This is a genomic window from Streptomyces sennicomposti, from assembly GCF_019890635.1.
Taxonomy (GTDB): Bacteria; Actinomycetota; Actinomycetes; order Streptomycetales; family Streptomycetaceae; genus Streptomyces; species Streptomyces sennicomposti.
The window spans coordinates 77,343-103,103 of the sequence record NZ_JAIOAB010000014.1 but is presented as its reverse complement, the minus strand read 5'-3'; the positions used below and the strand labels follow the sequence as shown (position 1 = coordinate 103,103).

Genomic DNA, 25,761 nt, shown 5'->3' with positions numbered 1-25,761 from the left:
GCTCGTTCGTTGCCATCCCCGGGGCGTCAGATCTGTGTGGGCGGCCATGTCGGCTCCGCCAGGGGCGCTGCGTAAACGCGCACGGCAATGTGATTGTATGAGACTATTTGAGTCGTATTTGCGGACGCAACGGCTGGGCTCGCTTCAGGCTTGTTGTGACGTGATCCGGTAGGCAACTCTGCGTAATCCAATGTCAGTTGGAACGTCTACCCTGCTGAGCATGCCCTTATGGACCGTCACCATCACTGTCGATGAGAGAACTAGCCTTGCCCATCTGCCTGTTCCGCACGCTCCCCACTCGGTAGGTTCATCCTATGCCCGGCCGTCTCTTGGAACTCCACGTTGAAAACTTTCGCAGTCTGCGTGATGTGACCATCCCCCTCGGTCCACTGACCGTGCTCGTGGGTCCGAACGGGGTCGGCAAGTCCAATGTGCTGAAGGTGTTCGACTTCCTTGCTGCCATCATCCGCACCGACCTGCGACCCGCGTTGGAAGAACGGGGAGGCTTCGACGAAGTAGCCTTCTGGGGCGGTGATAAGCCGCCGACGTCCTTGAGGATTCACCTCAAGGCCAACTGGACTACCCACGCGAGCCTCAACGCGCCTGACGAGTACGCGCTGACCATCCTCAGGCGCGCTGCCCCGAGGGCAGCCAGCAAAGACTCTTACATCCTGTCGCGCCGGGAGAGCTTCGCCTTCAAGCGCACGGGTGGGCGAGGGCGGCGCATCACGATCTCGGGTGAGGAGGCCACTGTTGTTGATGAACGGGCGGGCCGTGAGTCCGGACGTGACAAGTTCGGCATTCAACGGTTGAGCAGCGGACTCTCCACGCTGCCACGGTTGGGGCGTTCGGACGGGGGCGAGGAGGTGTCTCGGGTTGCCGAGCGCCTCTCCTCGTTCCGGGTGTTCGATGTGGATGTCAACGCGGCACGGCAGCCCACCCGAGCCCGTTCTACACTCGCCGGCCACTTGGGGCCGCATGCCGAGAATCTAGCGGCCTTCTTGGTCCACCTCAGCGCTGATGAGGAGCGTTGGGACCTCCTGACTGAGGATGCCCGCAGGCTGCTGCCGCAACTGGAGGCCATTGAGTTCGAGCAGGTTGGCGGCTACGCGGATCGGCTAGCCGTCGTACTCCACGAGAAGGGACTGCGTCGCACCACGCCGCTTGCTGACGCATCTTTCGGAACGGTACGCCTGCTGGGGCTGCTGGCCATGCTCTATGATCCGCAGCCACCCGCACTCACCTGCGTAGAAGAGATCGATCACGGTCTGCACCCGCAGGCGCTTGAGCTCATTGTGGAACGTATGCGCGAGGCCTCTGCGCGAACCCAATTGATCGTTGCTACCCACTCACCTGCTCTCGTGGACCGCTTGACACCAGAAGAATTCATCGTCTGTGACCGTGACGACAGTGGTGCATCCATCATCCCAGCCCTTTCGGTGGGCGAAGTCGAGGCCATCGTCGCGGAGACTGGTGACCAGCCACTTGGCGAACTTTGGTTCTCTGGCGTGCTGGGGGGAGACCTGACGGAGGATGAACTGTGAGCCGTCGAGGGTCGGCGAAATACTCGGGTAAAGGGATCGTTGTCCTTGCGGGAGAAAGTGCCAATGATCGTCGAATCCTGGCTTCTCTCATCAGGGCCCTTCATCCCAAAATGGCGGATGCGGTTCTTCTTACTGAGATTAGCGACCCTGTACGGCTGAGGCAGAAATCAGACGCGGAACTGGCCACCGCAGCAAGAATTCTTGTGAGTAAAGCCCGAGGTAAAGCTAAGCTGAAGAATGGCGACCTCTTCGGTATCGTGGTTCACGAGGACATGGATGCGTGCCCAGGTCCTGCCTACGACAGCGCCCGTCGGGCTGTATCGTCTGCCCTGGCCAAGGCGGCGGGTGACTGTCAGTCGGTCTATGCCTTGGCGGCGGCAGAGTCCGAAGCCTGGCTGCTGCTGTTTCCGGGTGCATTTCGGCTCCACCGGTCGTCCTGGAGGATCCCGGTATCGTGGGAGGGGAAGGATACTGGACGGCGGCGAACGCCGAAGGAAGATCTGGAAGCAGAACTCAGTCCACGCTTCCGAGAAAGTGACGGTCCGGAGATAGTCAAAAAGGCCCTGAAGTGCGGCTTGATCAACCGGCCTAAGGGTACTAATCGGTCCTACAATGAATTCGCTTCGGATCTTCGTGAATGGCCGACACCTCGGTAGATGCAAAACTGAAATCGTAGGAGATCTGAGGGTAATGCCTCTCCGGCGACAGTTGACGCCAGGAGTGTCTGACTTTGCTCAAGCCGGGGCGATTGCAGGGGGCCTTCCCCGGCGTTGAAATGAGTAGAGCTTGAAGTCTCCACTCGGTACACGACAAGGGCGGGACCCGAAAGTCCCGCCCGCATCCCACGGGGTTCTGGCTCAAGGCCACACAAGGCAATACGGCTGATGCCCCGCCTCATGCAGCCGGTGGCTGAAGTCCTGCCATTCGTGGAGCAGTTGGTAGACGTTGAACGCGTCGCGGGGGCCGCCGCGGTCCGGGACCGTGGACCAGATGAAGGCCGCCGCGCCCACCGCTTCCTCGCCGATGTCGCGGAGCGGGTCCACGACGGTCATCGGGAGTTTGACGACCGCGTAGTCGGGGTGCAGGACGACCAGTTCCAGGGGCGGGACCTTGTGCAGGGGCACGCCCTCGATGCCGGTCAGCACCATCGCGGCCATCGTCTCGGGCTTGATCTTGGTGAACATGCCGTTCATGCCCAGTTCGTCGCCGCCGAGTTCCTCGGGGCGCATCGAGATCGGGACGCGGGCCGCGGTCGCGCCGTCCGGCGCGCCGAAGTACTTGTACGTCACCCCCACCCGACCACCATTCCTGCTTCCGGCCCTGAGGCGGTCGGCCCTGCGGTCGATCCGGTGATCGACGCGCCGGTCGAGCCGCTCGGGCTCACTCGGTACGCCCTGGTCCTGACGTGTCTCGGCCGCTTCCTCCGCCTCGCGTCGGTGCCTTCCCCGCCGGGCACGTCGAGGACCCAGGTCATCAGTCCCCTCGCCCAGTCCGCCACCGCGATGCATATCTCCACCCGACTGCTGTTCTAGGACGCGTGGTCCCCGCCGCGCAACCCGATCATCGTGTCAGTGACCTCCCCCACGGCCGCACGCCGAAACGTACGCCCGGGACTTCCGCCCGCGGATCTTCGCGGTCCCCGAGCGGGACGTCTCCGACACGACCCTGACACGACCCTTCGCCCTGTCCATACGTACGAGGCGTCCAGTTTCTCAGATGGGCGGCGACGAATCCGCTTCTTCGGACCTCCGGGTTCCGCGACCACCGCGTTCAGCCGCCCTTTCGGCCCCGCGGCGCCCCCTCAGCCTCACCGGGCCCGATCGGCCTCAGGAGTCCTCTCGGTCCCAGCTGCCCCCTCAGCCTCACCCGGCCCGCCGCACCCCGCCGCACCCCGCCGCACCCCTCCGCCCGCCTCAGCCGCCCCAGCCGCCCCTCAAGACCACCCGCACCCCGCCCCCGAGCCGCCCCGGGCCCGCGCCTTCCCCTGGCCTACCCTGAACAGGTCACTGCCCACCGGATGTACGAGAAGCCGCCGAGAAACCGAGAAAGCGGAGAAGTCGCAGGTCATGAGCGAACTGCCATATCCATACGAAGCCCCCGTCTCGCAGGCGCTGTTCGACCGTGCGGCGGCCGTCACACCCGGCGGCGTGAACTCGCCGGTGCGTGCCTTCCGCGCCGTGGGCGGCACGCCCCGGTTCATGGTGTCCGGCAGCGGCCCGTATCTGAAGGACGCCGACGGGCGCGAGTACGTCGACCTGGTCTGCTCCTGGGGGCCGATGATCCTCGGCCACGGCCGGCCCGAGGTGATCGCCGCCGTGCAGGAGGCCGTCGCGCGCGGCACCTCCTTCGGCACGCCCGGCGAGGGCGAGGTCGCCCTCGCCGAGGAGATGGTGGCGCGGGTCGCCCCGCTGGAGCAGGTGCGTCTCGTCTCCAGCGGCACCGAGGCCACCATGTCCGCGATCCGCCTGGCCCGCGGCTTCACCCGGCGCACCAAGGTGGTGAAGTTCGCCGGCTGCTACCACGGCCACGTGGACTCGCTCCTCGCCTCCGCCGGCTCCGGCGTCGCCACCTTCGCGCTGCCCGACACGCCCGGCGTCACCGGCGCCCAGGCCGGTGACACGATCGTGCTGCCGTACAACGACCTCGACGCCGTGCGCGCCGCCTTCGCCGCGCACCCCGACGAGATCGCCTGCGTGATCACCGAGGCCTCGCCCGGCAACATGGGCGTCGTCCCGCCGCTGCCCGGCTTCAACCAGGGGCTCAGGGACCTGTGCCGGGACAACGGCGCGCTGTACATCTCCGACGAGGTGATGACCGGCTTCCGCACCAGCCGCGCCGGCTGGTTCGGCGTCGACGGCGTCGAGCCGGACCTGATGACCTTCGGCAAGGTGATGGGCGGCGGCTTCCCGGCCGCGGCCTTCGGCGGGCGCGCCGACGTGATGGCGCACCTCGCCCCGGCCGGGCCCGTCTACCAGGCCGGCACCCTCTCCGGGAACCCGGTCGCCACCGCCGCCGGCCTCGCCCAGCTGCGCCTGCTCGACGACGCCGCCTACGCCAAGGTGAACGCCGTCTCCCAGCGGATCCAGGCCCTGGTCTCCGAGGCGCTGACCAAGGAAGGCGTCGCGCACACCCTGCAGAACGCCTCCAACATGTTCTCGGTGTTCTTCACCGACCGGCCGGTGCGCGACTACGAGGACGCCAAGGCGCAGGAGTCGTTCCGCTTCACCGCCTTCTTCCACGCGATGCTGGCGAACGGCGTCTACCTGCCGCCGTCGTCCTTCGAGTCCTGGTTCGTCTCCACCGCCCACGACGAGCAGGCCCTCCAGCGGATCGCCGACGCCCTCCCGGCGGCGGCCCGGGCGGCTGCGGAGGCGACGGCATGAGCGACGTCATGAGCGGCGGCACGAACGGCGGCACGAGCGAGGAGACCATGGGCGCCGAGGACGGGAACAAGGGCGGCAACGACGACGTCACCGTCGTCCACCTCATGCGCCACGGCGAGGTCGAGAACCCCACCGGCGTGCTGTACGGGCGGCTGCCCGGCTACCACCTGTCCGAGCTGGGGCGGCAGATGGCCGAGCGGGTCGCCGAGCACCTCGCGCCGCGCGACATCACCTACGTCGTCGCCTCCCCGCTGGAGCGGGCGCAGGAGACGGCGACGCCGATCGCCAAGGCGCACGGGCTCGACCTCGACACCGACGAGCGGCTGATCGAGGCGGAGAACGTCTTCCAGGGCAAGACCTTCGGCATCGGCGACGGCGCGCTGCGCCGGCCCGCCAACTGGAAGCACGTGGTCAACCCGTTCAAGCCGTCCTGGGGCGAGCCGTACGTCGACCAGGTGGTGCGCATGATGGGCGCGCTGAACGCGGCGAAGGACAAGGCGCGCGGGCACGAGGCGGTGCTGGTGAGCCACCAGCTGCCGATCTGGATCGTGCGCTCCTACGTCGAGCGGCGGCGGCTGTGGCATGATCCGCGCAAGCGGCAGTGCACGCTCGCCTCGCTGACCACGTTCACGTACCGGGGCGACCGGATCGTCTCCGTCGGCTACAGCGAGCCGGCCCGCGATCTGGTCCCGGCCCACCTCCTCGCGGGCGCCAAGCCGGTGAAGGGGCAGGGCAAGGCCTTCGGCGCGTGACGGCACGGCGCCGGTCCGAGCCCCTCACGACCAGCCGCGCGTGTACCCGCACCAGCCGCGCACGGCACGCACCGCGCACGCCGCGCACCGCGCACGCCGCGCACCGCGCACGCCGCGCACCGCGCACGCCGCGCGCAGCGCACGCCGCGCACCGCGCACGCCGCGCGCAGCGCACGTCGCGCACCGCGCACGCCGCGCGTACCGCACGGAGCGTAGGGACCGAGTAAGCCCTCAGTCATAAACGAACAATTTCCATGCGTTTGTTGTGAATTTCATATCGGTCCGGGCAACCTCGCCCTCCGTCACGGCCTCTGAGTGGGTGACCACATCAGAGGACGTGACGGATCGGGGATCTCAATGCGCACCTTCTCCCGGAGGGGAATACTCGGCCTCGGCGCGGGCACCGCGGCCGCCGTCTCGCTGGCGGGCTGCGGCGGCCAGAAGTCGTCGGGCGATTCCGGCCACCCGGCCGGCTCCGGCTCGGACAAGGACGCGCAGGGCAAGGGCGCCGAGACCCCCGCGCGCCTGATCGGCGACGGCTCGACCTCGTTCACCGGCAAGCAGCCGCACCAGCCGGCCAAGCCCGTGCCGCTGGAGCCGGGGCAGACCCCGCCGCAGTTCGTGATCTTCTCCTGGGACGGCGCCGGCGAGGTGGGCAACGGGCTCTTCCCTCGCTTCCTCGACCTGGCCAAGCAGCACCAGGCGAGCATGACCTTCTTCCTGTCCGGGCTCTATCTGCTGCCCGAGGCGAAGAAGCGGATGTACAACCCGCCGAACAACCGGCAGGGCGCCTCCGACATCGGCTACCTCACCGACGAGCACATCAAGGCCACGCTCGCCAACGTCCGCCGCGCCTGGCTGGAAGGCCATGAGATCGGCACCCACTTCAACGGCCACTTCTGCGGCGAGACCCACACCTCCGTCAAGTGGTGGACGCCACAGCAGTGGCGCAGCGAGATCGACCAGGCCAAGGCGTTCGTCAAGGAGTGGAAGACCAACACCGGCTGGCACGACCTGCCCGCGCTGCCCTTCGACTACGACAAGGAACTGGTCGGCGGCCGCACCCCCTGCCTGCTCGGCCAGGACAACCTGCTGCCCACCGCCCGCGAGCTGGGCTGGCGCTACGACGCCTCCTCGCCCGGCGGCCTGCAGACCTGGCCGGTGAAGAAAAAGGGCATATGGGACCTGCCGCTCCAGCAGATACCTTTCCCCGGACACTCGTTCCAGGTCCTCTCGATGGACTACAACATGCTCGCCAACCAGTCGGTCAACTCCACCAAGGCCCCGCCCGCCAACTACCCGGGCTGGCGCAAGCAGTCCGCGCAGTCCTACATCCAGGGCTTCGAACGCGCCTACCGGACCAACCGGGCGCCCTTCTTCATCGGCAACCACTTCGAGCAGTGGAACGGCGGGATCTACATGGACTCCGTCGAGGAGGCGTTCAAGCACATCGCCGACGAGCGGGACAAGGGCGCGGACGTACGCCTGGTCTCCTTCCGGCAGTTCGTGGACTGGCTGGACGTGCAGAAGCCCGAGGTGCTCGCCAAGCTGCGCACCCTCGGCGTCGGCCAGCAGCCGGCGGGCGGCTGGAAGACCTTCCTCCAGGACACCGCCACCGCGGGCAGCACCGCCGGCGCCGGCACCGCCTCGGGGGCCTCGAACAGCGCCTGATATGCGGTTTTCCGCCCGCGAGGGGGGTGCGGAAGATCCCCGGAACAGGCATGCGAAACTTTTCACATGAGTGCCGTCAGCCGCGCCCCCCAGTGCTCGAACCGGGCGAACCGTACGTCCCGTCCGCACCGCACGCGCACGACGCGCGTGCGCAGTCGCGCCGCCCTGCTCGCCGCCGTGACCGCCGTCGCGGCGCTCGCCCTGTCCGCGTGCGGCTCCGGAGGAACCTCCGGCGGCTCGGGCGACACCCACTTCATCACCGGCTCCGACGGCATCGCGACGGTCGAGAAGGGCGAGCGCAAGCCCGTCCCCGACCTGTCCGGCAAGACCATCGACGGCAAGCAGCTCGACCTCGCCTCCTACAAGGGCAAGGTCGTCGTGCTGAACGTCTGGGGCTCCTGGTGCGCGCCCTGCCGGGCCGAGGCGCCCAACCTGGTCAAGGTCGCCAAGGACACCGCCGGCAAGGGCGTGCAGTTCGTCGGCATCAACACCCGTGACACCAGCACCCAGCCGGCCGTCGAGTTCGAGAAGAGCTACGGGGTGCCCTACCCGAGCCTGTACGACCCGGCCGGCAAGCTGATGCTCCGTTTCAAGAAGGGCACGCTCAACCCGCAGACCATCCCGACCACGATCATCGTGGACCGGGACGGCAAGATCGCGGCGCGCGCCATCCAGGGGCTCAGCGAGGAGAAGCTGCGCAAGATGCTCGACCCGGTCGTCGCGGAGAAGTGAGCCGTCGTGCTACTGGCCGCAGCCACTGACCCCAACCAGACGGTCTTCAGCGGAGCCCTGCTGCTCGCGCTGCCCGTCGCCGTGCTCGGCGGGCTCGTCTCCTTCTTCTCGCCGTGCGTCCTGCCGCTCGTCCCCGGCTACCTCTCCTATGTGACCGGGGTCACCGGCACCGATCTGGCCGAGGCCCGGCGCGGGCGGATGGCCGCGGGCGCCTCCCTGTTCGTGCTCGGCTTCACCGTCGTGTTCGTCTCCGGCGGCGCCCTGTTCGGCTACTTCGGGCAGAACCTCCAGGACCAGAAGGGCCCCCTCACCAAGGTGCTCGGCGTGCTCATGATCCTCATGGGCGTGTTCTTCATGGGCCTGATGCCCTGGCTGACCCAGCGTGAGTTCCGTTTCCACAAGCGGCCGGCCACCGGCCTGATCGGCGCGCCCGTTCTCGGCGCGCTGTTCGGCATCGGCTGGACCCCGTGCATCGGCCCGACGCTGTCGGCCGTCCAGACGCTCTCCTTCCAGCAGGCCAGCGCCGGCCGCGGCGCGCTGCTGACCGTCGCGTACTGCGCCGGACTCGGCATACCGTTCGTGCTCACCGCCATCGCCTTCCGCAAGGCCCTCGGCGCCTTCGGCTGGGTCAAGCGCCACTATGTCTGGGTGATGCGCATCGGCGGCACGATGATGATCGTGACCGGTGTGCTGCTGCTCACCGGCGCCTGGGACCGGCTGGTGCAGGAGATGCAGACCTGGTCCAACGGCTTCACTGTGGGGATCTGATCCATGAGCAAGACGACAACCGGCACGAGCGCCGAGGGCACCCCGGCCGCCGGGCCCCCCGGCGAGGCCGCCCCGGACACCACGCCCTCCGGCGCGGACACCACGCCCTCCGGCGCGAACACGACGCCCTCCGGCGCGGACACCGCGGCCGCCGGGCCCGCCGCCGACGACGACCTCGGCGCGGCCGGCTCGCAGCTGTCCACCGCCCCCACCGAGACCTCCGTCCCCGGCTCCTTCGGCGGCAACCGCGCCCCGGGCCTCGCCGGCCGGCTCGCCTGGACCGGGCGGGAGGTCGTCGGCTGGGTGCGCTGGTTCTGGCGGCAGCTGACCTCCATGCGGGTCGCGCTGCTGCTGCTGTTCCTGCTCTCCCTCGGCGCCATCCCCGGCTCGCTGATCCCGCAGACCGGCAGCGACGCCCTGAAGGTCGAGTCCTTCCGCCAGGCGCACACCACGCTCGCGCCGGTCTACGACAAGCTCGGCCTGTTCCATGTCTACAGCTCGCCGTGGTTCTCCGCGATCTACATCCTGCTGTTCGTCTCCCTCATCGGCTGCATCGTGCCGCGCACCTGGCAGTTCACCGGCCAGCTGCGCAGCCGTCCGCCGGGCGCGCCCAAGCGGCTCACCCGGCTCCCGGCGTACGCGACCTGGCGCACCGCCGCCGCGCCCGAGGAGGTCCGCGAGACCGCGCTCCAGGTGCTGCGGCAGCGCCGCTTCCGCGCGCACACCGCGGGCGACGCGGTCGCCGCCGAGAAGGGCTATCTGCGCGAGGCCGGCAACCTGCTCTTCCATGTCGCCCTGATCGTGATGCTGATCGCCTTCGCCTGGGGCCAGCTCTACAAGACCGAGGGCAACAAGCTGATCGTCGAGGGCGACGGCTTCTCCAACACCCTCACCCAGTACGACGACTTCAAGTCGGGCAACCTCTTCGACGACGACAACCTGGTGCCGTTCAGCTTCGACCTGAAGAAGTTCAAGGCCACCTACGAGGCCGACGGACCCAACAAGGGCACCGCCCGCACCTTCGAGGCGGACGTCGACTACAGCGTGGGCGCCGACGGCGCCGAGAAGCACAAGGTCATCAAGGTCAACGAGCCGCTGGAGATCGACGACGCCAAGGTCTACCTCGTCAGCCACGGCTACGCGCCGACCGTGACCGTGCGCGACGGGAAGGGGAACGTCGTCTTCCGGCAGGCCGTGCCGCTGCTGCCGCTGGACAACAACGCCACCTCGCAGGGCGCGATCAAGGTGCTGGACGGCTACCGCGACCCGCAGGGCAAGCAGGAGCAGCTCGGCTTCGCGGCCGTCCTGGTGCCGACCTTCGCCGGCGCGGGCAAGGGCACGATGTTCTCCCAGTTCCCCGCGCTGAACTTCCCGGTCCTCTCGCTCGGCGCCTACCACGGCGACCTCGGCGTGGACGCGGGCACCCCGCAGAACGTCTACCAGCTCGACACCAAGGACCCGGACCTCAAGCCGTTCAAGGACGCCAAGGGCGACATCCTGAAGAAGATGCTGCTGCCCGGCGAGACCCTGACGCTGCCGAACGGCGCCGGCTCGATCACGTTCGAGAAGGACATCAAGCAGTGGGCGAGCTTCCAGATCGTCCAGCAGCCCGGCACGGGCTGGGCGCTGACCGGCGCCCTCACCGCGATCGCCGGTCTGGCCGGCTCCCTGTTCATCCAGCGCCGCCGCGTGTGGGTGCGGGCCGTGCGGGGCGATGACGGCGTGACCGTCGTCGAGGTGGCCGGTCTCGGCCGCAGCGAGTCCGCGAAGCTCCCCGAGGAGGTCGGCGCCCTGGCCGCCCTCGTCCACGACAAGGCACCCACCCAGACCGACGCCGCCGCCGACCGGCCGGACGCCGACACCCCCGTACCCGCCGAAGGGGCTGAGACCAAGTGACTCTCGCCGCCGCAACCGAACTCGCCACGGCGACCAACGAGCATCTCGCGCACATCAGCAACACGCTGATCTACTCGTCGATGGCCGTCTACACCCTGGCCTTCTTCGCCTACATCGCCGAATGGCTGTTCGGCAGCCGCAGCAAGGTGGCCCGCACCGCCGCCGCGCTGACCGCGAAGGAGGACGGCGCGTCCAGGGCCGGGGCCCCGGCGGTGGCGGTGAAGTCCGCCGGGGGCACCACCGTGCTGGAGCGGCCCAAGGTCGTCGTGCGCTCGGCCACCGGCTCCCGCGACGTGCCCGACGGCCCGGGCGCGCACGGCGGCGACGTGCAGGGCGACCTGTACGGGCGGATCGCGGTGTCCCTCACCGTGCTCGCGTTCCTGGTGGAGCTGAGCGGCGTCATCGCCCGCGCGGCCTCCGTGGAGCGGGCGCCGTGGGGCAACATGTACGAGTTCAACATCACCTTCTCCACGGTCGCCGTCGGCGTGTACCTCGCGCTGCTCGCCCTGAAGAAGAACGTGCGCTGGCTCGGCCTGTTCCTGACCACCACGGTCCTGCTGGACCTCGGCCTCGCGGTCACCGTGCTGTACACGGCGAGCGACCAGCTGGTCCCGGCCCTGCACTCGTACTGGCTGTACATCCACGTCTCCACCGCGATCCTGTGCGGCGCGGTCTTCTACGTGGGCGCGGTCGGCACCCTGCTGTACCTGTTCAAGGACTCCTACGAGAACAAGCTCGCGAACGGCGGCAAGGCGGGCCGGTTCGCGACCTCGGTGCTGGAGCGGCTGCCCTCCTCGGCCAGCCTGGACAAGTTCTCCTACCGCATCAACGCGGCCGTCTTCCCGCTGTGGACGTTCACGATCATCGCGGGCGCCATCTGGGCCGAGTCGGCGTGGGGCCGGTACTGGGGCTGGGACCCCAAGGAGACCTGGGCCTTCATCACCTGGGTCGCCTACGCCTGCTACCTGCACGCCCGCTCCACCGCCGGCTGGAAGGGCCGCAAGGCCGCGTACATCGCGCTCATCGCCTTCGGCTGCTGGCTGTTCAACTACTACGGCGTCAACATCTTCGTCGGCGGCAAGCACTCCTACGCGGGGGTGTGAGCCCGTCCGCGGATGGGTGAGCCCGCTTCGGCCGAGGCCGGGTTCCGGCGACCGGGAGGTCACCGGAACCCGGCCTTCGCCGTACCGAGGGGGCCGGGCGGCCCGGCGCGTGCGCGGCCTCCCGGATGGCGGCAGGCTGGTGTCATGACCGGTTCCATCGAACAGGGCACCAGCCAGACCCACGGGAACACCCATCTGCTGCACTTCCTGGTGCGGCTGCCCCGGCCCATGGAGAAGGTCTGGCCGGCGCTGTCCACCCCGGACGGACTCGCCGCCTGGTGCGCCGCCGCCGACGAGCTGGAGCCGCGGCTCGGCGGCGCGGTGAGCCTGCGCGGCCTCGGCAGCGGGCGGATCACGGCCTGGGACGTCGACCGGGTGGCCGAGTACACCGTCGGCGAGGGCGGCCGGGTCCGCTTCCACCTGGAACGCGACGGCGCGGACGGCTCCGTGCTCCGCTTCACCCGCGAGTTCCAGGGCGACGGCGAGGCGGAGGGGGAGTCGGAGGCGGGCTGGCGCGCCCGCTTCGAACGCCTGATCGAACACCTGGGCGACCAGTCGTAGGCGACAGCGCGACCGCCCACCCCAGCGGCGCGACCGCCTACTTCAGCAGCTCCAGGATCCGGTTCACCGCCTCGATCACCGGCTGCCCCACCGCGCCCACCGTCGCCGCGATGCCCGCGACGGCCATCAGCGCCCGGTGCCGCTCCTGCGGCGGCGCGGCCGGGTCCGCGGTGATGTCCGGCAGGGTGTCGTCGATGGCCTGCGCGCTGGCCGCCGGGACGCTCGCCCGCAGCTCCCGCACCAGCGCCACCAGCTCCCGCACCGCCGCCTCCAGCTCGGGCGAGGGCTGCTCGGCGGGGACGGACGCCCCCTGGTTCTTGATCATGCCGATGTTGCCGCGCCCGCCGTTCATGGTGACGCTGTCGCCGAAGTGGTACGTGTCGCCGCTCATGCCTTCGCCATCCCCACGTTGCCGGTGCCGCCGTACATGTTCACGTTGTCGCCGAAGTAGTAGTTCCTGGGGTTGACCAGGACGCGCTCCACCCGGACCTGGAACTCCGTCTGGGGGTTCTCGATCGCGTGCACGAGGCTGCCGACGAGCTGGTCCAGGTAGTGCGGCTGCGGGAAGGTCACCAGGGCCATGGAGGGGCCGGACGTCTCGACCGCGAGGACGTACTGCGTGGGCGCCCCGAGCACGCCGACCAGTTCCACGATGCTCAGCACGAGCGCCGCCACGGCCCCCAGCCAGACCAGCGTGACGATCGTGCCGGCCGCGTCCTGGCTGGCCAGCCCCGTGATGCCGCCGAGGATCGTGAGCGCGAAGGCCACCGACAGGATGATCCCGAGCCGCTTGAGGAACTGCTGGGTGGCCTCCCACCGCCTGGGCGTGAGGAGGAAGGTGTGGACGCGGGTGATGTTCTCCAGCGGGTAGGCGGCGCCGCCGACCCACAGCAGCCGCTTGCTCACCCGTATGTCGACGGAGCGCACGGACGGCGGCGGCGCGGTGGGCGGCGGCGGGATGTCGTAGTGCCCCGGCGGCTCGGTTCTGTCCATGGGTCCCCCTGAGACGTGAGTGACGCTCACCACTGAGTGAGAACCATTAACTACGCGGCGCGCTGCCCACGCAACTCGTATCCGCACGTCAAGTGCGCCGCCGATGTGCGGATTTGACCGCCGTGCCTGACATGTCGTCAGTAGTGTGCCGCCCCGGCGCCGCCCCGGTGACGGGGGCGGGCGGGCCCGTGGAAGATACTGGGACACATGGCTTACGACGATCTTCGCTCCCTGCTCAGGGCGCTGGAGCGCGAGGGCGACCTCAAGCGCATCAAGGCCGAGGTGGACCCGTACCTGGAGGTCGGGGAGATCGTCGACCGGGTGCAGAAGTCCGGCGGCCCCGCGCTGCTCTTCGAGAACGTGAAGGGCTCGGCGATGCCGCTGGCCATGAACGTCTTCGGCACCGACCGCCGGCTGCTCAAGGCGCTGGGCCTGAAGGCGTACGGCGACATCAGCGAGAAGATCGGCGGCCTGCTGCGGCCCGAGCTGCCGCACGGCTTCGTCGGCGTGCGCGAGGCGTTCGGCAAGCTCGGCGCGATGACGCACGTGCCGCCGCGCAAGGTCAAGGAAGCCCCCGTGCAGGAGGTCGTCCTGCGCGGCGAGGACGTGGACCTGAACGCGCTGCCCGCGCTGTTCACCTGGCCCGAGGACGGCGGCTCCTTCTTCAACCTGGGCCTCACCCACACCAAGGACCCCGAGACCGGCGTCCGCAACCTCGGGCTGTACCGGCTCCAGCGCCACGACCGGCGCACCATCGGCATGCACTGGCAGATCCACAAGGACAGCCGCAACCACTACCAGGTGGCGGCCCGGCGCGGCGAGCGGCTGCCGGTCGCCATCGCCTTCGGCTGCCCGCCCGCCGTGACGTACGCCTCCACCGCGCCGCTGCCCGGCGACATCGACGAGTACCTGTTCGCCGGGTTCCTCGCGGGCAAGCGGATCGAGATGGTGGACTGCAAGACCGTCCCGCTCCAGGTCCCCGCCAACGCCGAGGTGGTCCTGGAGGGCTGGCTGGAGCCGGGCAAGATGCTGCCGGAGGGGCCGTTCGGCGACCACACGGGCTTCTACACGCCCCAGGAGCCGTTCCCGGCGCTGACCATCGACTGCGTGACGATGCGCAGGCGGCCGCTGCTCCAGTCGATCGTGGTGGGCCGGCCGCCCACCGAGGACGGGCCGCTGGGCCGCGCCACCGAGCGCTTCTTCCTCCCCCTGCTGAAGATCATCGTGCCGGACATCGTGGACTACCACCTGCCCGAGGCGGGCGGCTTCCACAACTGCGCGATCGTCTCCATCGACAAGAAGTACCCGAAGCACGCGCAGAAGGTCATGCACGCCGTCTGGGGCGCGCACATGATGTCCCTGACCAAGCTGATCGTGGTCGTCGACGCCGACTGCGACGTGCACGATCTGCACGAGGTCGCCTGGCGGGCCCTCGGCAACACCGACTACGCCCGCGACCTCACCGTGGTCGAGGGCCCCGTCGACCACCTCGACCACGCCTCCTACCAGCAGTTCTGGGGCGGCAAGGCGGGCATCGACGCGACGCGGAAGTGGCCCGAGGAGGGCTACACCCGCGACGGCGGCTGGCCGGAGATGGTGGTCTCCGACCCGGAGACGGCCGAACGAGTGACGCGGCGCTGGAAGGAATACGGACTGTGAGTGGCGAAGCCGTTCTCGGCGAGGGCAGCGCGAACCGTGCTCCCCGCAAACGCGGGGGTGTTCCGGCGTTCCTGCGGCTGGTGATGATCGAACACTCGGTGTTCGCACTGCCCTTCGCCTACATCGCCGCCCTCACCGCGATGTACGAGTGGGACGAGTCCATCCACTGGGGCAGGCTGCTCCTGGTCACCGTCTGCATGGTGGGCCTGCGCACCTTCGCCATGGCGGTCAACCGGATCATCGACCGGGAGATCGACGCCCGCAATCCCCGCACCGCCCAGCGCGAGCTGGTCACCGGCGCGATGTCCGTGCGGCACGCCTGGACCGGCGCGCTGGTCGCCCTCGTCGTCTTCCTCGGCGCGGCCGCCCTGCTCAACCCGCTCTGCCTGGCCCTGGCCCCCGTCGCGGTGATCCCGATGGTGGTCTACCCCTACGGCAAGCGGTTCACGGACTTCCCGCAGGCCGTCCTCGGCATCGCGCAGGCGATGGGCCCGATCGGCGGCTGGCTGGCGATCAGCGGCGAGTGGTCGTGGAAGGCGGTGATCCTGGGCCTGGCCGTGGGCATCTGGATCGGCGGCTTCGACCTGATCTACGCCTGCCAGGACGTGGAGACCGACCGCCGCATCGGCGTCCGCTCGGTCCCGGCCCGCTTCGGCATCCCGGCCGCCATCTGGGGGGCGCGCGGCTGCCACACGGTCACCACCGCCCTGTTCGTCTGGTACGCCCTGGCCACCGGCGCGGGCGTCTTCTTCTGGGTGGGCCTGGTGATCGTCGCCGGGGCCTTCCTCTACGAGCACACGATCGTCCGCCCGCACGACCTGACCCGGGTGAACCGGGCGTTCTTCAGCGTCAACGGGTTCATCGGGATCGCGCTTTTCGTGTGCACGCTGCTGGACCTGCTGGTACGGGGGCTGACGGTCTGATCGCCGGCTTCGGGGCGGTGCCCGGGGCCGGGTGCGGGACCCGGTCCGGGACACCGTCCCTCCCGGTTCGGATCATGAACGCCGCCGGATAGGCTCGACACCATGAAGCCAGGAGAAACGCAGCGCACGCCTTGGATCGTGGGGGTGTCCGGAGCGTCCGGTACGCCGTACGCGGCCGCGGTGCTGCGGGCGTTGCTCGACGCCGGGGAGAGCGTCGACCTGGTGGTCAGCCGGGCCTCGCGGCTCACCCTGCTGGACGAGACCGGCATCTCCTTCCGGGACGCCCACTGGCGGGCCGACCTGCGGGAATGGCTGTCCCTCGGGGCCGACGGCAAGCCCGGCACGTTCGACGTGGACGTCACGGACGTACGGCACTGGAGCGCCGGCGACCTGGCGGCCGGGCCGTCCTCGGGGTCGTACCCGGCCAAGGGCATGCTGATCGTGCCCGCCTCGACGGCGTGCGTGGCCGGAGTCGCGCTCGGCCTGTCGAAGGACCTGCTGCAGCGGACGGCGAGCGTGACGCTCAAGGAGCGCCGCCCGCTGGTCGTGGCCGTTCGGGAGACCCCGCTGAACGGGCCGACGCTGCGGCAGCTGGTCGCACTGGACGACGCGGGCGCCACCGTCCTGCCCGCCTCGCCCGCCTTCTACGCCGGCGCGACGCACATCCAGCACCTGGTGGACTTCGTCGCCGGCCGCGCCCTGGACGCGGTGGGCGTGCCCCACCGCCTCTACCGCCGCTGGGAGGGCGAACTGGGCGGCTCCCGCCCCGCCTGAGCGGCAGCGGTATCGGTATCGGTATCGGTATCGGTACCAAGCACCACCTCAGAACACTTCGGCAGAACTTCGGCAACTTCGCAGATCCCTCGCCGGATCTCGTCAGGGGAAGGCTTCGATCGCATGGACGCGGTGGACAGGCAGCTCATCCAGGCCCTCAGGGAGAACGGCCGGGCCTCCTACGCGGAGCTGGGGCGCCTCGTCGGCCTGTCGGGACCGAGCGTCACCGACCGCATCAACCGCCTGGAGGCGGCCGGGGTCATCACCGGCTACCGGGCCACGGTGGACGCCGCCTCGCTCGGCCTCGGCGTCACGGCCCTGATCGGCATCTCGCTCTCCGACGCCGCCGACCACGAGGACGTGGCGCAGCGGCTGAAGGACCTCCCGGAGATCGAGGACTGCTGGTTCATCGCCGGCGACGACTCCTTCATGCTCAAGGTCCGGGCCACCGACGTGGACGGCCTGGAGCGCATCATCCGCCGGCTGTCCGGCACCAAGGGCGTCTCCCGCACCCGTACGACGATCGTGCTGTCCACGAAGTGGGAGAACCGCGTCGGTGAGCTGCCCGAAGAGGTCTAGGAAGCGCGGCGTACGGTAATCGGAGACTTTTCGGAAAGAGGTGTTCGCATGGACGTCGGGCTCAAGCGCGAGCTGGAGGAGAAGGTCCGTTCCGGTGAGCGGCTGTCCCGTGAGGACGGCATCGCGCTGTACGAGTCGGACGACCTGGCGTGGCTGGGCGGCCTCGCCCACGAGGTGCGCACCCGCAAGAACGGCGACGTGGTGCACTTCAACGTCAACCGGCACCTCAACATGACGAACGTGTGCACGGCGTCGTGCGCGTACTGCTCCTTCCAGCGCAAGCCGGGGGAGAAGGACGCGTACACGATGCGCATCGAGGAGGCCGTGAAGCTGGCCAAGGCGATGGAGGCGGACCACCTCACCGAGCTGCACATCGTCAACGGCCTGCACCCGAACCTGCCGTGGCGCTACTACCCGCGCTCGCTGCGGGAGCTGAAGGCCGCGCTGCCGAACGTGTCGCTGAAGGCGTTCACGGCCACCGAGATCCACCACTTCGAGACGATCTCAGGTCTGTCGGCGTCTGAGATCCTGGACGAGCTGATCGACGCGGGGCTGGAGTCGCTGACCGGCGGCGGCGCGGAGATCTTCGACTGGGAGGTCCGTCAGCACATCGTGGACCACCGCACGCACTGGGAGGACTGGTCGCGCATCCACCGGCTGGCGCACGAGAAGGGCCTGAAGACCCCGTGCACCATGCTCTACGGCCACATCGAGGAGCCGAGGCACCGGGTGGACCACGTGCTCAGGCTGCGTGAGCTGCAGGACGAGACCGGCGGCTTCCAGGTCTTCATCCCGCTGCGCTACCAGCACGACTTCGTGGACGTGAAGGACGGCAAGGTCCGCAACCGGCTCCAGGCCCGCACGACGATGGCGACGGGCGCGGAGGCGCTGAAGACGTTCGCGGTCTCCCGGCTGCTGTTCGACAACGTGCCGCACGTGAAGGTGTTCTGGGTGATGCACGGCGTGCAGACCGCCCAGCTCGCCCTTCAGCACGGCGCGGACGACATGGACGGGTCGGTGGTCGAGTACAAGATCACGCACGACGCGGACGACTTCGGCACGCCGAACAAGCTGACCCGTGAGGACCTGCTGGAGCTGATCCGCGACGCGGGCTTCCGCCCGGTGGAGCGGAACACGCGCTACGAGATCATCCGCGAGTACGACGGCCCGGACCCGTCCCGCCGCGAGTCGCCGCAGCCGATGCGGGTCTGAGGAGTCCGCCCCCCGAAGGGGCGCGGGGAACTGCGCGAGCGACCACGCACCCACCCGCGCCCGGCATACGACCATCCGCCCCCGGACGGGTCCCGCACGGGTCCCGACCCCCACGGCGGGTACCCGGGCCGTATGCCCACCACCCACGCCCCCGAGGACGCCTACACCGCGGAACCCTTCGTCCCGGCCGACGCCGGCCTCGCCGCCCTGCGCGAGGCGGCGGCCGGCTGCCGGGGCTGCCCGCTGCACCGGGACGCCACGCAGACGGTGTTCGGCGCGGGCGACACCACCGCCCGCGTGATGCTCGTCGGCGAGCAGCCCGGCGACCAGGAGGACCGGCAGGGCAGGCCGTTCGTCGGCCCGGCCGGCAAGCTGCTGGACCGCGCGCTCGCCGAGGCCGGCATCGACCCGGGCGAGGCGTACGTCACCAACGCGGTCAAGCATTTCAAGTTCACCCGGGCCGAGCCCCGCAAGCGCCGTATCCACAAGGCGCCCACGCTGCGCGAGATGACGGCGTGCGGCCCGTGGCTGGCGGCCGAGCTGGCGCTGGTCGAGCCCGAGCTGATCGTGGTCCTCGGCGCGACGGCCGGAAAGGCGCTGCTGGGGTCCTCGTTCCGGGTGACCGAGGTGCGCGGGACGGTGCTGGAGCACGAGATCCACGGCCGCCCGGAGCGGCTGGTGCCCACGGTCCACCCCTCGTCCGTGCTGCGCGCGGAGGACCGGGAGGGCGCGTACCGGGGGCTGGTGTCGGACCTGGGGGTCGCGGCGCGGGCGCTGGCGTAGGGGATTGTCCCGGTCGTCGGGGCCGCCGCTCACCGCCGGAAAACCCTTGCCGACGCCCACGGGGTAATAGTTACGATACTTCCATGCCCCTTACCTTCACCCTGGACCCCTCCGTCGACCGCGCCCTGCGCGACGGCATCCTCGACCTCTGGACGGACGTCACGGACGCGGGCGGAGCGGTCGGCTTCGTGGCGCCCGCCGCGCGCGAGGAGATCCGCGCCGAACTGGTGAAGCACTTCGTGGCGATGGCCGAGGGCCGGGTCCGGCTGCTGGTCGGCCACGACGAGGAGGGCCGGGTCGCGGCGACGGCGTTCCTCACCTTCAACACCCACCGGCTGATGACCCACTGGCTGTGGCTCTACACGGTGATGGTGCACCCGCGCCACCAGGGCAGGGGCTACGGCCGTGACCTGCTCGCGGCGGCGGCCGACGCGGCGCGCGGCTTCGACGGCATCGGGGCGATCCGGCTCACCTGCCGGGGCGGGCTCGGCCTGGAGCGGTTCTACGAGTCCTGCGGCTACAAGGAGGTCGGCCGGGTGCCCGGCGCGATCCGGGTGGCGCCCGGCGACGACCGCGACGACGTGATCATGCTGCTGCCGCTGACCTGAGCATTTGTCCGGCTTGGCACCCCCGTGCGGGAACGTCCCGCGGCCGTGCTTCACTGGACGGTGCCCCTTTGGCCTCCTTCGGAACGGAAGAGTGGATTGAGATGCTCCGCTACACGCTGATGCGCCTCGGAATCTTCGTGGCCTGCCTGGTGGTCGTCTGGGGCCTGGTCTACTCCGGAATGGTGCCGAGCGGACGCAACGGTTCCAACAGCCTGTGGATCCCGCTGCTGGCGCTGGTGATCTCGGCCCCGATCAGCTTCGTCGTCCTGCGCAAGGAGCGCGACCGGGCGTCGATCCAGGTCGCCGCGCGGGTGGACCGGATGAAGGCGAACATGCAGGCCAACGCCGGCGTCGAGGACGGCGCCGACGACCGGGCGCGCGCGGAGACCCAGGCGTCCTGACGCGGCGGGACGCGGTGGGACGCGGCGGGACGATCCGGCCCTGGCGGCCGCGACCGACCCCGCTTCCCGGCCCGAGGGCCGCGACCGACCCCGCTTTTCGGGCCCGAAGGTCACGATCGACATCGCTTCCCGGGCCACGAGGGCCACGATCGACCCCGCATCCCGGCCACGACGGCCACCGCTGCCCGGCCACGACGGCCGGGATCGACGCCGCGTTCCGGCCTTGACGGCGGCGTTCCGGCCACCGCGGCCGTGATCGGCGCCGCCTTCCGGCCATGACGCCCGCGCCCGACGCCGTGATCCGGCCACGCCGTCCGTAATCGGCCGGTCGACGACGGTGCGCCCGGCGCCGTGAACCGTAGGCTTGCGCGCATGGGTGCCGTGAAGACCAGGCGGATGCCGCGGGCGGTTCGCGAACAGCAGATGCTCGACGCCGCCGTGCAGATCTTCGGCCGGCGCGGCTACATGACCGCGTCGATGGACGAGATCGCCGAACTGGCGGGCGTCTCCAAACCGTTGGTCTATCTGTACCTGAACTCCAAGGAAGACCTGTTCAGCGCCTGCATCCGCCGGGAGGCGGCGGCGCTGACGGAGGCCGTCCGCGCCGGAGTGCGCCCCGGCCTTCCGGCCGACCGCCGGCTGTGGGAGGGGCTGCGGGCGTTCTTCACGCACACCGCGCACCACCCGGACGGCTGGGCGGTCCTGCACCTCCAGGCCCGAACGCACGGCGAGCCGTTCGCGTCCGAGATCGACGCGCTGCGCAAGGAGATCGTCGCGTTCGTGACGCTGCTGATCGCGGAGGCCGCCCGGGACGCGCGCCGGGACCCCGACCTGCCCGAGCGGGAGGTCGCCGGACTCGGCGAGGCCCTGGTCGGCGCGGCCGAGTCCCTGGCCGACTGGGCCAACGCCACCGAGGGCGTCACGGCCCGGCAGGCGGCGGCCACCCTGATGAACTTCGCCTGGGCGGGCCTGGGCGACCTGATGGAGGGCCGCCCCTGGACACCGCCCGCGGCGGAGGACCGGCAGGTGCAGGGCCTGTCTTCCTGAAGGTCGCCGTCCGCGCCGCTCAGGTGAGGAGCGGCAGCACCTCGCCCGTCAGATGGGTACGGCGGCCGTCCGGCGCGCGCAGTTCGAAGCGGCCGATGGCGTCGGCGGCGTAGACGACCTCGCCGGGCAGCAGCACGGGCGCCCGGAACGCCGCCCGGACCAGCGCCGCGTCCGGAGCGCCGTGGGCGGCGAGGCAGCGGGCCACCGTCCACATGCCGTGCGCGATCGCCCGGGGGAAGCCGAACAGGCGGGCGCTCAGCGGGTGCAGGTGGATCGGGTTGCGGTCCCCGGAGGCCGCGCCGTACCGGCGTCCGAGGTCTCCGGCCAGCCGCCACCGGTCCACCTCGGGCAACGGCTCGCGCCGCTCGTCGGAGGCGGGCTCGGACGCCTCGGACGCCTCGCGCGGCGCGGACGCGGTGCCGCCGGTGCGATGGCGGGCGAGGTACGTGCTCGTGGACGCCCACACCACCGCGCCGCCCTCGCGCAGCTCGGTGACGACGACGGCCTCCGTGCCCCGCCGGTGCGGCTGCAACCCGGCGATGTAGACGGTGAGTTCGTACGTCCCGGTCGCGGGCAGCGCGGTGTGCCGGGTGACGTCGATCGAGGTGTGGACGAGGCCGAGCAGCGGCAGCGGGAAGTCGGCGCGGCTCATCAGCCGCATGGCGAGCGGAAAGCCGAGGAGGTGCGGGTACGTGACCGGCAGCACGCCCGCCCCGGCCGGAAACCCGCACACCCGCTCGTAGGCGGCCAGCCGGGCCGGATCGACGCGCAGGGACGGCAACGTGAGCCGGGTGCGCGGATACGAGGCGCGCGGGTGGGGCCGCTTGAAGGGCGAGCGCACCGCGCCCCGTACCAGCAGCGGCCCGAGCGCGGGGGACCGCGACAGCACGACGGACGCCCCGGAGCCCGCCGGACCGCCGACCCCCGCGGAACCGGACGCCCCGGGACCCACCGACCCGACGGCACCCGCCGAACCGGACGCACCGGAGTCCGCCGGACCGGCGGCACCCGCCGACCCGCCGGCACCCGCCGACCCGGACCCCACAGACCCGGACGCCCCAGACCCCCCAGACCCGCCGGAGGAATCGATCCCCGTCATCCCTCACGCCCCCAGCAAGCTCTGGCCGCACACGCGGACCACCTGGCCGTTGACCGCGCCGGAGGCGGGATGCGCGAGCCACGCGGTCGTCTCGGCGACGTCCACGGGCAGACCGCCCTGCGCGAGCGAGTTCATCCGCCGCCCCGCCTCGCGGATGAACAGCGGCACCGCGGCCGTCATCTTCGTCTCGATGAACCCGGGCGCGACCGCGTTGACCGTCACCCCGTACTCGGCCAGCGCCCGGGGCGCGAGGGCGCGGACCATTCCGGCGACGCCCGCCTTGCTCGCGCCGTAGTTGGTCTGCCCGGCGTTGCCCGCCAGGCCCGCGATGGAGGCGGTGGCCACGATCCGGCCGCCGCGTCGCAGCGCACCGGAGGCGAGCAGCGCGTCGGTGGTGCGCAGCACGCTGGCGAGGTTCACCTCCAGCACCGAACCCCACCGCTCGGCGGGCATGTTGACCAGCCGCCGGTCACGGGTGATCCCGGCGTTGTGGATCAGCACGTCCAGCCCGTCGGGCAGCGCGGCGGCGATCCGCTCGCCCGCGTCGGCGGCCGTGATGTCGAGGGGGAGCGCGGTGCCGCTGAGGCGTTCGGCGACCCGGCGGGCGTCCGCCTCGGCCGCCGGCACGTCCAGCACGACGACATGGGCGCCGTCGCGGGCCAGGGTCTCGGCGACCGCCTCGCCGATGCCGCGCGCCCCGCCGGTGACCAGCGCGGTGCGGCCCGCCAGGGGGCGGTCCCAGTCACCGGGCGCGGTCGGCACGGTGGGCGCGGTGGGCGCGTCCGCGCCGACGTGGATCACCTGGCCGCTGACGTAGGCGGACCGGGGGGAGAGCAGGAAGCGGAGGGTGGACTCGGCGGCGGAGGCGTCGGTGAGCCGGACCAGGTTCACCGTCCTGCCCCGGCCGATCTCCTTGCCGAGCGACCGCGTGAACCCCTCCAACGCCTGCTGGGCGGCGGCCTGGTGATGGTCCCCGGCGTCGAGCGGCGCGCCGAGCACCACCACGCGCCCGCTCGCGGCGACGGACCGCACCACCGGGTGGAGCGCGGCATGCACCTCCCCGAGCCCGTCCACGTCCCGCACCCCGCTGGCGTCGAGCACCACGGCCGCGACCCCCAAAGCCCCGGCGGAAGCGGCCGGTACCGCCTCGGCCACCTCGAGTCCCGTACGGCCCAGCACCGACGCGAGGTCGGGATCCAGCCCGGACTTCCCCGCCGTCAGCCGCAGCAGCGCCCCGTCGAGCGAAGGCCGCTGAGGTGACCAGCGGCGCAGCGCCGCGGGCTGGGGCAGCCCGAGGCGGCGGGACAGGAAGCGGCCGGGCGCGGTGCCGGTGAAGCTCAGATAGCGGTCGGCCATGTGCTCTCTCCCACAGGTCCACATCGGTTCACGCCGGTTCACATCTGCTGACTCTCAAGTAATGTTACCGGCGGTAAGCCTACGTGACGGATGAGGAGCAGGTCGAGATGAGTCCCCTGGAACCGGTGCGGACCGTCCGCCGGGTGGCGGTCGTCGGCGGCACGCGTATCCCCTTCGCCCGCTCCGACGGCCCCTACGCCACCGCCTCCGACCAGCAGATGCTGACCGCCGCCCTGGACGGCCTGGTCGAGCGGTACGACCTGGCCGGGCCGGGCGCCGTGGGCGAGTTCGTCGCGGGCGCCGTCCTCAAGCACAGCCGCGACTTCAACCTGGCCCGCGAGACCGTGCTCGGTTCGAAGCTGGACGCGCGCACGCCCGCGTACGACATCCAGCAGGCCTGCGGCACCGGCCTCCAGGCGGTGATCGCCGCCGCCAACAAGATCGCGCTCGGGCAGACCGAGTCCGCGGTCGCGGGCGGCGCGGACACCGCGAGCGACGCGCCGCTCGGCGTGAACGACACCCTGCGCCGCATCCTCCTGGAGGCGCGCCGCGCCAAGTCCGCCGGAGCCCGGCTCAGGGCGCTGGCGAAGGTCCGCCCCGGCCATCTCGTCCCCGACATCCCGCGCAACGCCGAGCCGCGCACCGGTCTGTCGATGGGCGAGCACGCGGCCGTGACCGCCCGCGCCTGGGGCATCGGCCGCCAGGCGCAGGACGCGCTCGCCGCGACCAGCCACCAGCGGCTCGCGGCGGCCTACGACCGGGGCTTCTTCGACGACCTGGTCGTCCCGTTCCGCGGCCTCGCCCGGGACCAGAACCTCCGCCCCGACTCGACGCCCGGCAAACTCGCCGGGCTCAAGCCGGTGTTCGGCCTGGACGGACCCGAACCGACGATGACGGCGGGCAACTCCACGCCCCTGACGGACGGTGCGGCGACCGTGCTGCTGGCCTCCGAGGAGTGGGCCGAGGCCCACGGCCTGGAACCGCTGGCGTATCTGACGGCGTACGAGACGGCGGCCGTGGACTTCGTGCACGGGGACGTGGCGGACGGCGAGGACGGCCTGCTGATGGCGCCCGCGTACGCGGTGCCGCGCATGCTGGAGCGCGCCGGGCTCGGCATCGGGGACTTCGACCTGGTCGAGATCCACGAGGCGTTCGCCTCCCAGGTGCTGGCGACCCTGGCCGCCTGGGAGAAGCGGGGCCTGGCGCCGGTGGACCGCGACCGGCTCAACGTCGCCGGTTCCTCGCTCGCCACCGGCCACCCCTTCGCGGCGACCGGGGCCCGCATCGTGGCCACCCTGGCCAAGCTCCTCGCCGAACGCGGCGGCCCCGGCCGCGGGCTGATCTCAGTCTGCGCGGCGGGCGGCCAGGGCGTGACGGCGATCCTGGAACGCCCCTGAGGGAGAGACGACCCCGGCCCGACCGGTCCCCGAGGCACCACCCACACCCCTCGGACCGGCCCTCTGAGGCGCCACACCTCCAGCCCCCGGACCCGCCCCCCCGGGGCACCACCCACAACCCCCGGACCGAACACCCCTGAGGCCGAGGCACCACCCAAAGCCCCTGAACCGGCCCCCGAGGCACCACCCTCACCCCCCGGCCGAGCACCCCCCGAGACACCACCCCCAGCCCCCGGCCGGGCCCCCCCCCCCCCCCCCCCCCCCCCCCCCCCCCCCCCCCCCCCCCCCCCCCCCCCCCCCCCCCCCCCCCCCCCCCCCCCGCCCGCCCCCCCCCCCCCCCCCCCCCCCCCCCCCCCCCCCCCCCCCCCCCCCCCCCCCCCCCCCCCCCCACCCCCCCCCCCCCCCCCCACCCCCCCCCTCTCACCACCCCCCCCCCCAAGGTGAGGCCATCGTTCCTTGCCGGTCACTCTGCGGCACAGGGCGGAAACCCGGTGTCCCTACCTTCGGTGGTCCGTTGGTC

The 25,761-nt window shown here is 71.1% G+C and carries 25 protein-coding genes; 20 read left to right on the top strand and 5 right to left on the bottom strand.

The window, feature by feature from the left end; translation table 11 throughout:
- Positions 1 to 314 precede the first annotated feature (314 nt).
- Positions 315 to 1,544, top strand: a complete 1,230-nt coding sequence (locus tag K7787_RS11275) for an AAA family ATPase (RefSeq protein WP_223001318.1) — start codon at positions 315 to 317, stop codon at positions 1,542 to 1,544.
- A gap of 857 nt (positions 1,545 to 2,401) precedes the next feature.
- Here the strand turns inward: K7787_RS11275 and K7787_RS11270 are convergent.
- Positions 2,402 to 2,839, bottom strand: a complete 438-nt coding sequence (locus K7787_RS11270; protein WP_010353923.1) for a hypothetical protein — start codon at positions 2,837 to 2,839, stop codon at positions 2,402 to 2,404.
- Positions 2,840 to 2,893: 54 nt separating this feature from the next.
- Between K7787_RS11270 and K7787_RS32260 the strand changes: the two genes are divergently transcribed.
- The 9 genes from K7787_RS32260 (at position 2,894) to K7787_RS11225 (ending at position 12,410) form a co-directional block, all read left to right on the top strand.
- Entirely contained in the window at positions 2,894 to 3,076 is a 183-nt protein-coding gene (locus tag K7787_RS32260) for a hypothetical protein (protein ID WP_019980985.1), read from the top strand.
- A gap of 534 nt (positions 3,077 to 3,610) precedes the next feature.
- Complete coding sequence (gene hemL, locus K7787_RS11260; protein ID WP_009190005.1) at positions 3,611 to 4,927, top strand: glutamate-1-semialdehyde 2,1-aminomutase; 1,317 nt, start codon at positions 3,611 to 3,613, stop codon at positions 4,925 to 4,927.
- Positions 4,928 to 4,974: 47 nt separating this feature from the next.
- Positions 4,975 to 5,679: a histidine phosphatase family protein gene (locus K7787_RS11255; protein WP_009190006.1), complete on the top strand. Its 705-nt coding sequence runs from the start codon at positions 4,975 to 4,977 to the stop codon at positions 5,677 to 5,679.
- Between the two features lie 357 nt (positions 5,680 to 6,036).
- Entirely contained in the window at positions 6,037 to 7,350 is a 1,314-nt protein-coding gene (locus tag K7787_RS11250) for a polysaccharide deacetylase family protein (protein WP_223001317.1), read from the top strand.
- A gap of 66 nt (positions 7,351 to 7,416) precedes the next feature.
- Positions 7,417 to 8,082, top strand: a complete 666-nt coding sequence (locus K7787_RS11245) for a TlpA family protein disulfide reductase (RefSeq protein ID WP_164388970.1) — start codon at positions 7,417 to 7,419, stop codon at positions 8,080 to 8,082.
- 6 nt (positions 8,083 to 8,088) lie between these two features.
- Complete coding sequence (locus K7787_RS11240; protein WP_009190009.1) at positions 8,089 to 8,850, top strand: cytochrome c biogenesis CcdA family protein; 762 nt, start codon at positions 8,089 to 8,091, stop codon at positions 8,848 to 8,850.
- 3 nt (positions 8,851 to 8,853) lie between these two features.
- Positions 8,854 to 10,746, top strand: a complete 1,893-nt coding sequence (gene resB, locus K7787_RS11235) for a cytochrome c biogenesis protein ResB (protein WP_223001316.1) — start codon at positions 8,854 to 8,856, stop codon at positions 10,744 to 10,746.
- Positions 10,743 to 11,849, top strand: a complete 1,107-nt coding sequence (gene ccsB / locus K7787_RS11230; RefSeq protein ID WP_223001315.1) for a c-type cytochrome biogenesis protein CcsB — start codon at positions 10,743 to 10,745, stop codon at positions 11,847 to 11,849. Before resB ends, ccsB begins: the two co-directional genes overlap by 4 nt.
- 144 nt (positions 11,850 to 11,993) lie before the next feature.
- Complete coding sequence (locus K7787_RS11225) at positions 11,994 to 12,410, top strand: SRPBCC domain-containing protein (RefSeq protein ID WP_164388974.1); 417 nt, start codon at positions 11,994 to 11,996, stop codon at positions 12,408 to 12,410.
- Positions 12,411 to 12,447: 37 nt separating this feature from the next.
- Here K7787_RS11225 and K7787_RS11220 read toward each other — a convergent pair whose 3' ends face one another.
- Entirely contained in the window at positions 12,448 to 12,801 is a 354-nt protein-coding gene (locus K7787_RS11220; RefSeq protein ID WP_223001314.1) for a hypothetical protein, read from the bottom strand.
- The gene (locus K7787_RS11215; RefSeq protein ID WP_009190014.1) at positions 12,798 to 13,403 is read right to left on the bottom strand and encodes a DUF6232 family protein; all 606 of its coding nucleotides are present in this window, start codon (positions 13,401 to 13,403) and stop codon (positions 12,798 to 12,800) included. Before K7787_RS11215 ends, K7787_RS11220 begins: the two co-directional genes overlap by 4 nt.
- Positions 13,404 to 13,610: 207 nt before the next feature.
- Between K7787_RS11215 and K7787_RS11210 the strand changes: the two genes are divergently transcribed.
- From K7787_RS11210 to K7787_RS11170, 9 genes are all read left to right on the top strand, one after another.
- Positions 13,611 to 15,062 (top strand): menaquinone biosynthesis decarboxylase, encoded by a 1,452-nt coding sequence (locus K7787_RS11210; protein ID WP_009190015.1) that lies wholly within the window; start codon positions 13,611 to 13,613, stop codon positions 15,060 to 15,062.
- Complete coding sequence (mqnP, locus tag K7787_RS11205; RefSeq protein WP_223001313.1) at positions 15,059 to 15,985, top strand: menaquinone biosynthesis prenyltransferase MqnP; 927 nt, start codon at positions 15,059 to 15,061, stop codon at positions 15,983 to 15,985. The genes K7787_RS11210 and mqnP overlap by 4 nt, the downstream gene beginning before the upstream one ends.
- A 102-nt stretch (positions 15,986 to 16,087) precedes the next feature.
- Positions 16,088 to 16,759 (top strand): UbiX family flavin prenyltransferase, encoded by a 672-nt coding sequence (locus tag K7787_RS11200; protein WP_223001312.1) that lies wholly within the window; start codon positions 16,088 to 16,090, stop codon positions 16,757 to 16,759.
- A gap of 123 nt (positions 16,760 to 16,882) precedes the next feature.
- On the top strand, positions 16,883 to 17,338 hold the full coding sequence (locus K7787_RS11195; RefSeq protein WP_009190018.1) for an Lrp/AsnC family transcriptional regulator: 456 nt from the start codon (positions 16,883 to 16,885) through the stop codon (positions 17,336 to 17,338).
- Positions 17,339 to 17,386: 48 nt separating this feature from the next.
- Entirely contained in the window at positions 17,387 to 18,550 is a 1,164-nt protein-coding gene (gene mqnE / locus K7787_RS11190) for an aminofutalosine synthase MqnE (RefSeq protein WP_223001311.1), read from the top strand.
- 132 nt (positions 18,551 to 18,682) lie between these two features.
- Complete coding sequence (locus K7787_RS11185) at positions 18,683 to 19,333, top strand: UdgX family uracil-DNA binding protein (protein WP_223001310.1); 651 nt, start codon at positions 18,683 to 18,685, stop codon at positions 19,331 to 19,333.
- Positions 19,334 to 19,416: 83 nt separating this feature from the next.
- Positions 19,417 to 19,941 (top strand): GNAT family N-acetyltransferase, encoded by a 525-nt coding sequence (locus K7787_RS11180; protein WP_164388981.1) that lies wholly within the window; start codon positions 19,417 to 19,419, stop codon positions 19,939 to 19,941.
- A 101-nt stretch (positions 19,942 to 20,042) separates the two neighbouring features.
- Positions 20,043 to 20,342, top strand: a complete 300-nt coding sequence (locus K7787_RS11175) for a DUF4229 domain-containing protein (RefSeq protein WP_009190022.1) — start codon at positions 20,043 to 20,045, stop codon at positions 20,340 to 20,342.
- A 372-nt stretch (positions 20,343 to 20,714) separates the two neighbouring features.
- The gene (locus tag K7787_RS11170; protein ID WP_164388982.1) at positions 20,715 to 21,389 is read left to right on the top strand and encodes a TetR/AcrR family transcriptional regulator; all 675 of its coding nucleotides are present in this window, start codon (positions 20,715 to 20,717) and stop codon (positions 21,387 to 21,389) included.
- Positions 21,390 to 21,408: 19 nt separating this feature from the next.
- Here K7787_RS11170 and K7787_RS11165 read toward each other — a convergent pair whose 3' ends face one another.
- Together K7787_RS11165 and K7787_RS11160 are read right to left on the bottom strand one after the other, a co-directional pair.
- Positions 21,409 to 22,278, bottom strand: coding sequence for a MaoC family dehydratase (locus K7787_RS11165; protein ID WP_223001309.1), 870 nt, complete (start codon positions 22,276 to 22,278; stop codon positions 21,409 to 21,411).
- A 213-nt stretch (positions 22,279 to 22,491) separates the two neighbouring features.
- Positions 22,492 to 23,844 (bottom strand): 3-oxoacyl-ACP reductase, encoded by a 1,353-nt coding sequence (locus tag K7787_RS11160; RefSeq protein WP_223001308.1) that lies wholly within the window; start codon positions 23,842 to 23,844, stop codon positions 22,492 to 22,494.
- A gap of 107 nt (positions 23,845 to 23,951) precedes the next feature.
- Between K7787_RS11160 and K7787_RS11155 the strand changes: the two genes are divergently transcribed.
- Entirely contained in the window at positions 23,952 to 25,241 is a 1,290-nt protein-coding gene (locus K7787_RS11155) for an acetyl-CoA C-acetyltransferase (RefSeq protein WP_009190026.1), read from the top strand.
- Positions 25,242 to 25,761: the final 520 nt, after the last annotated feature.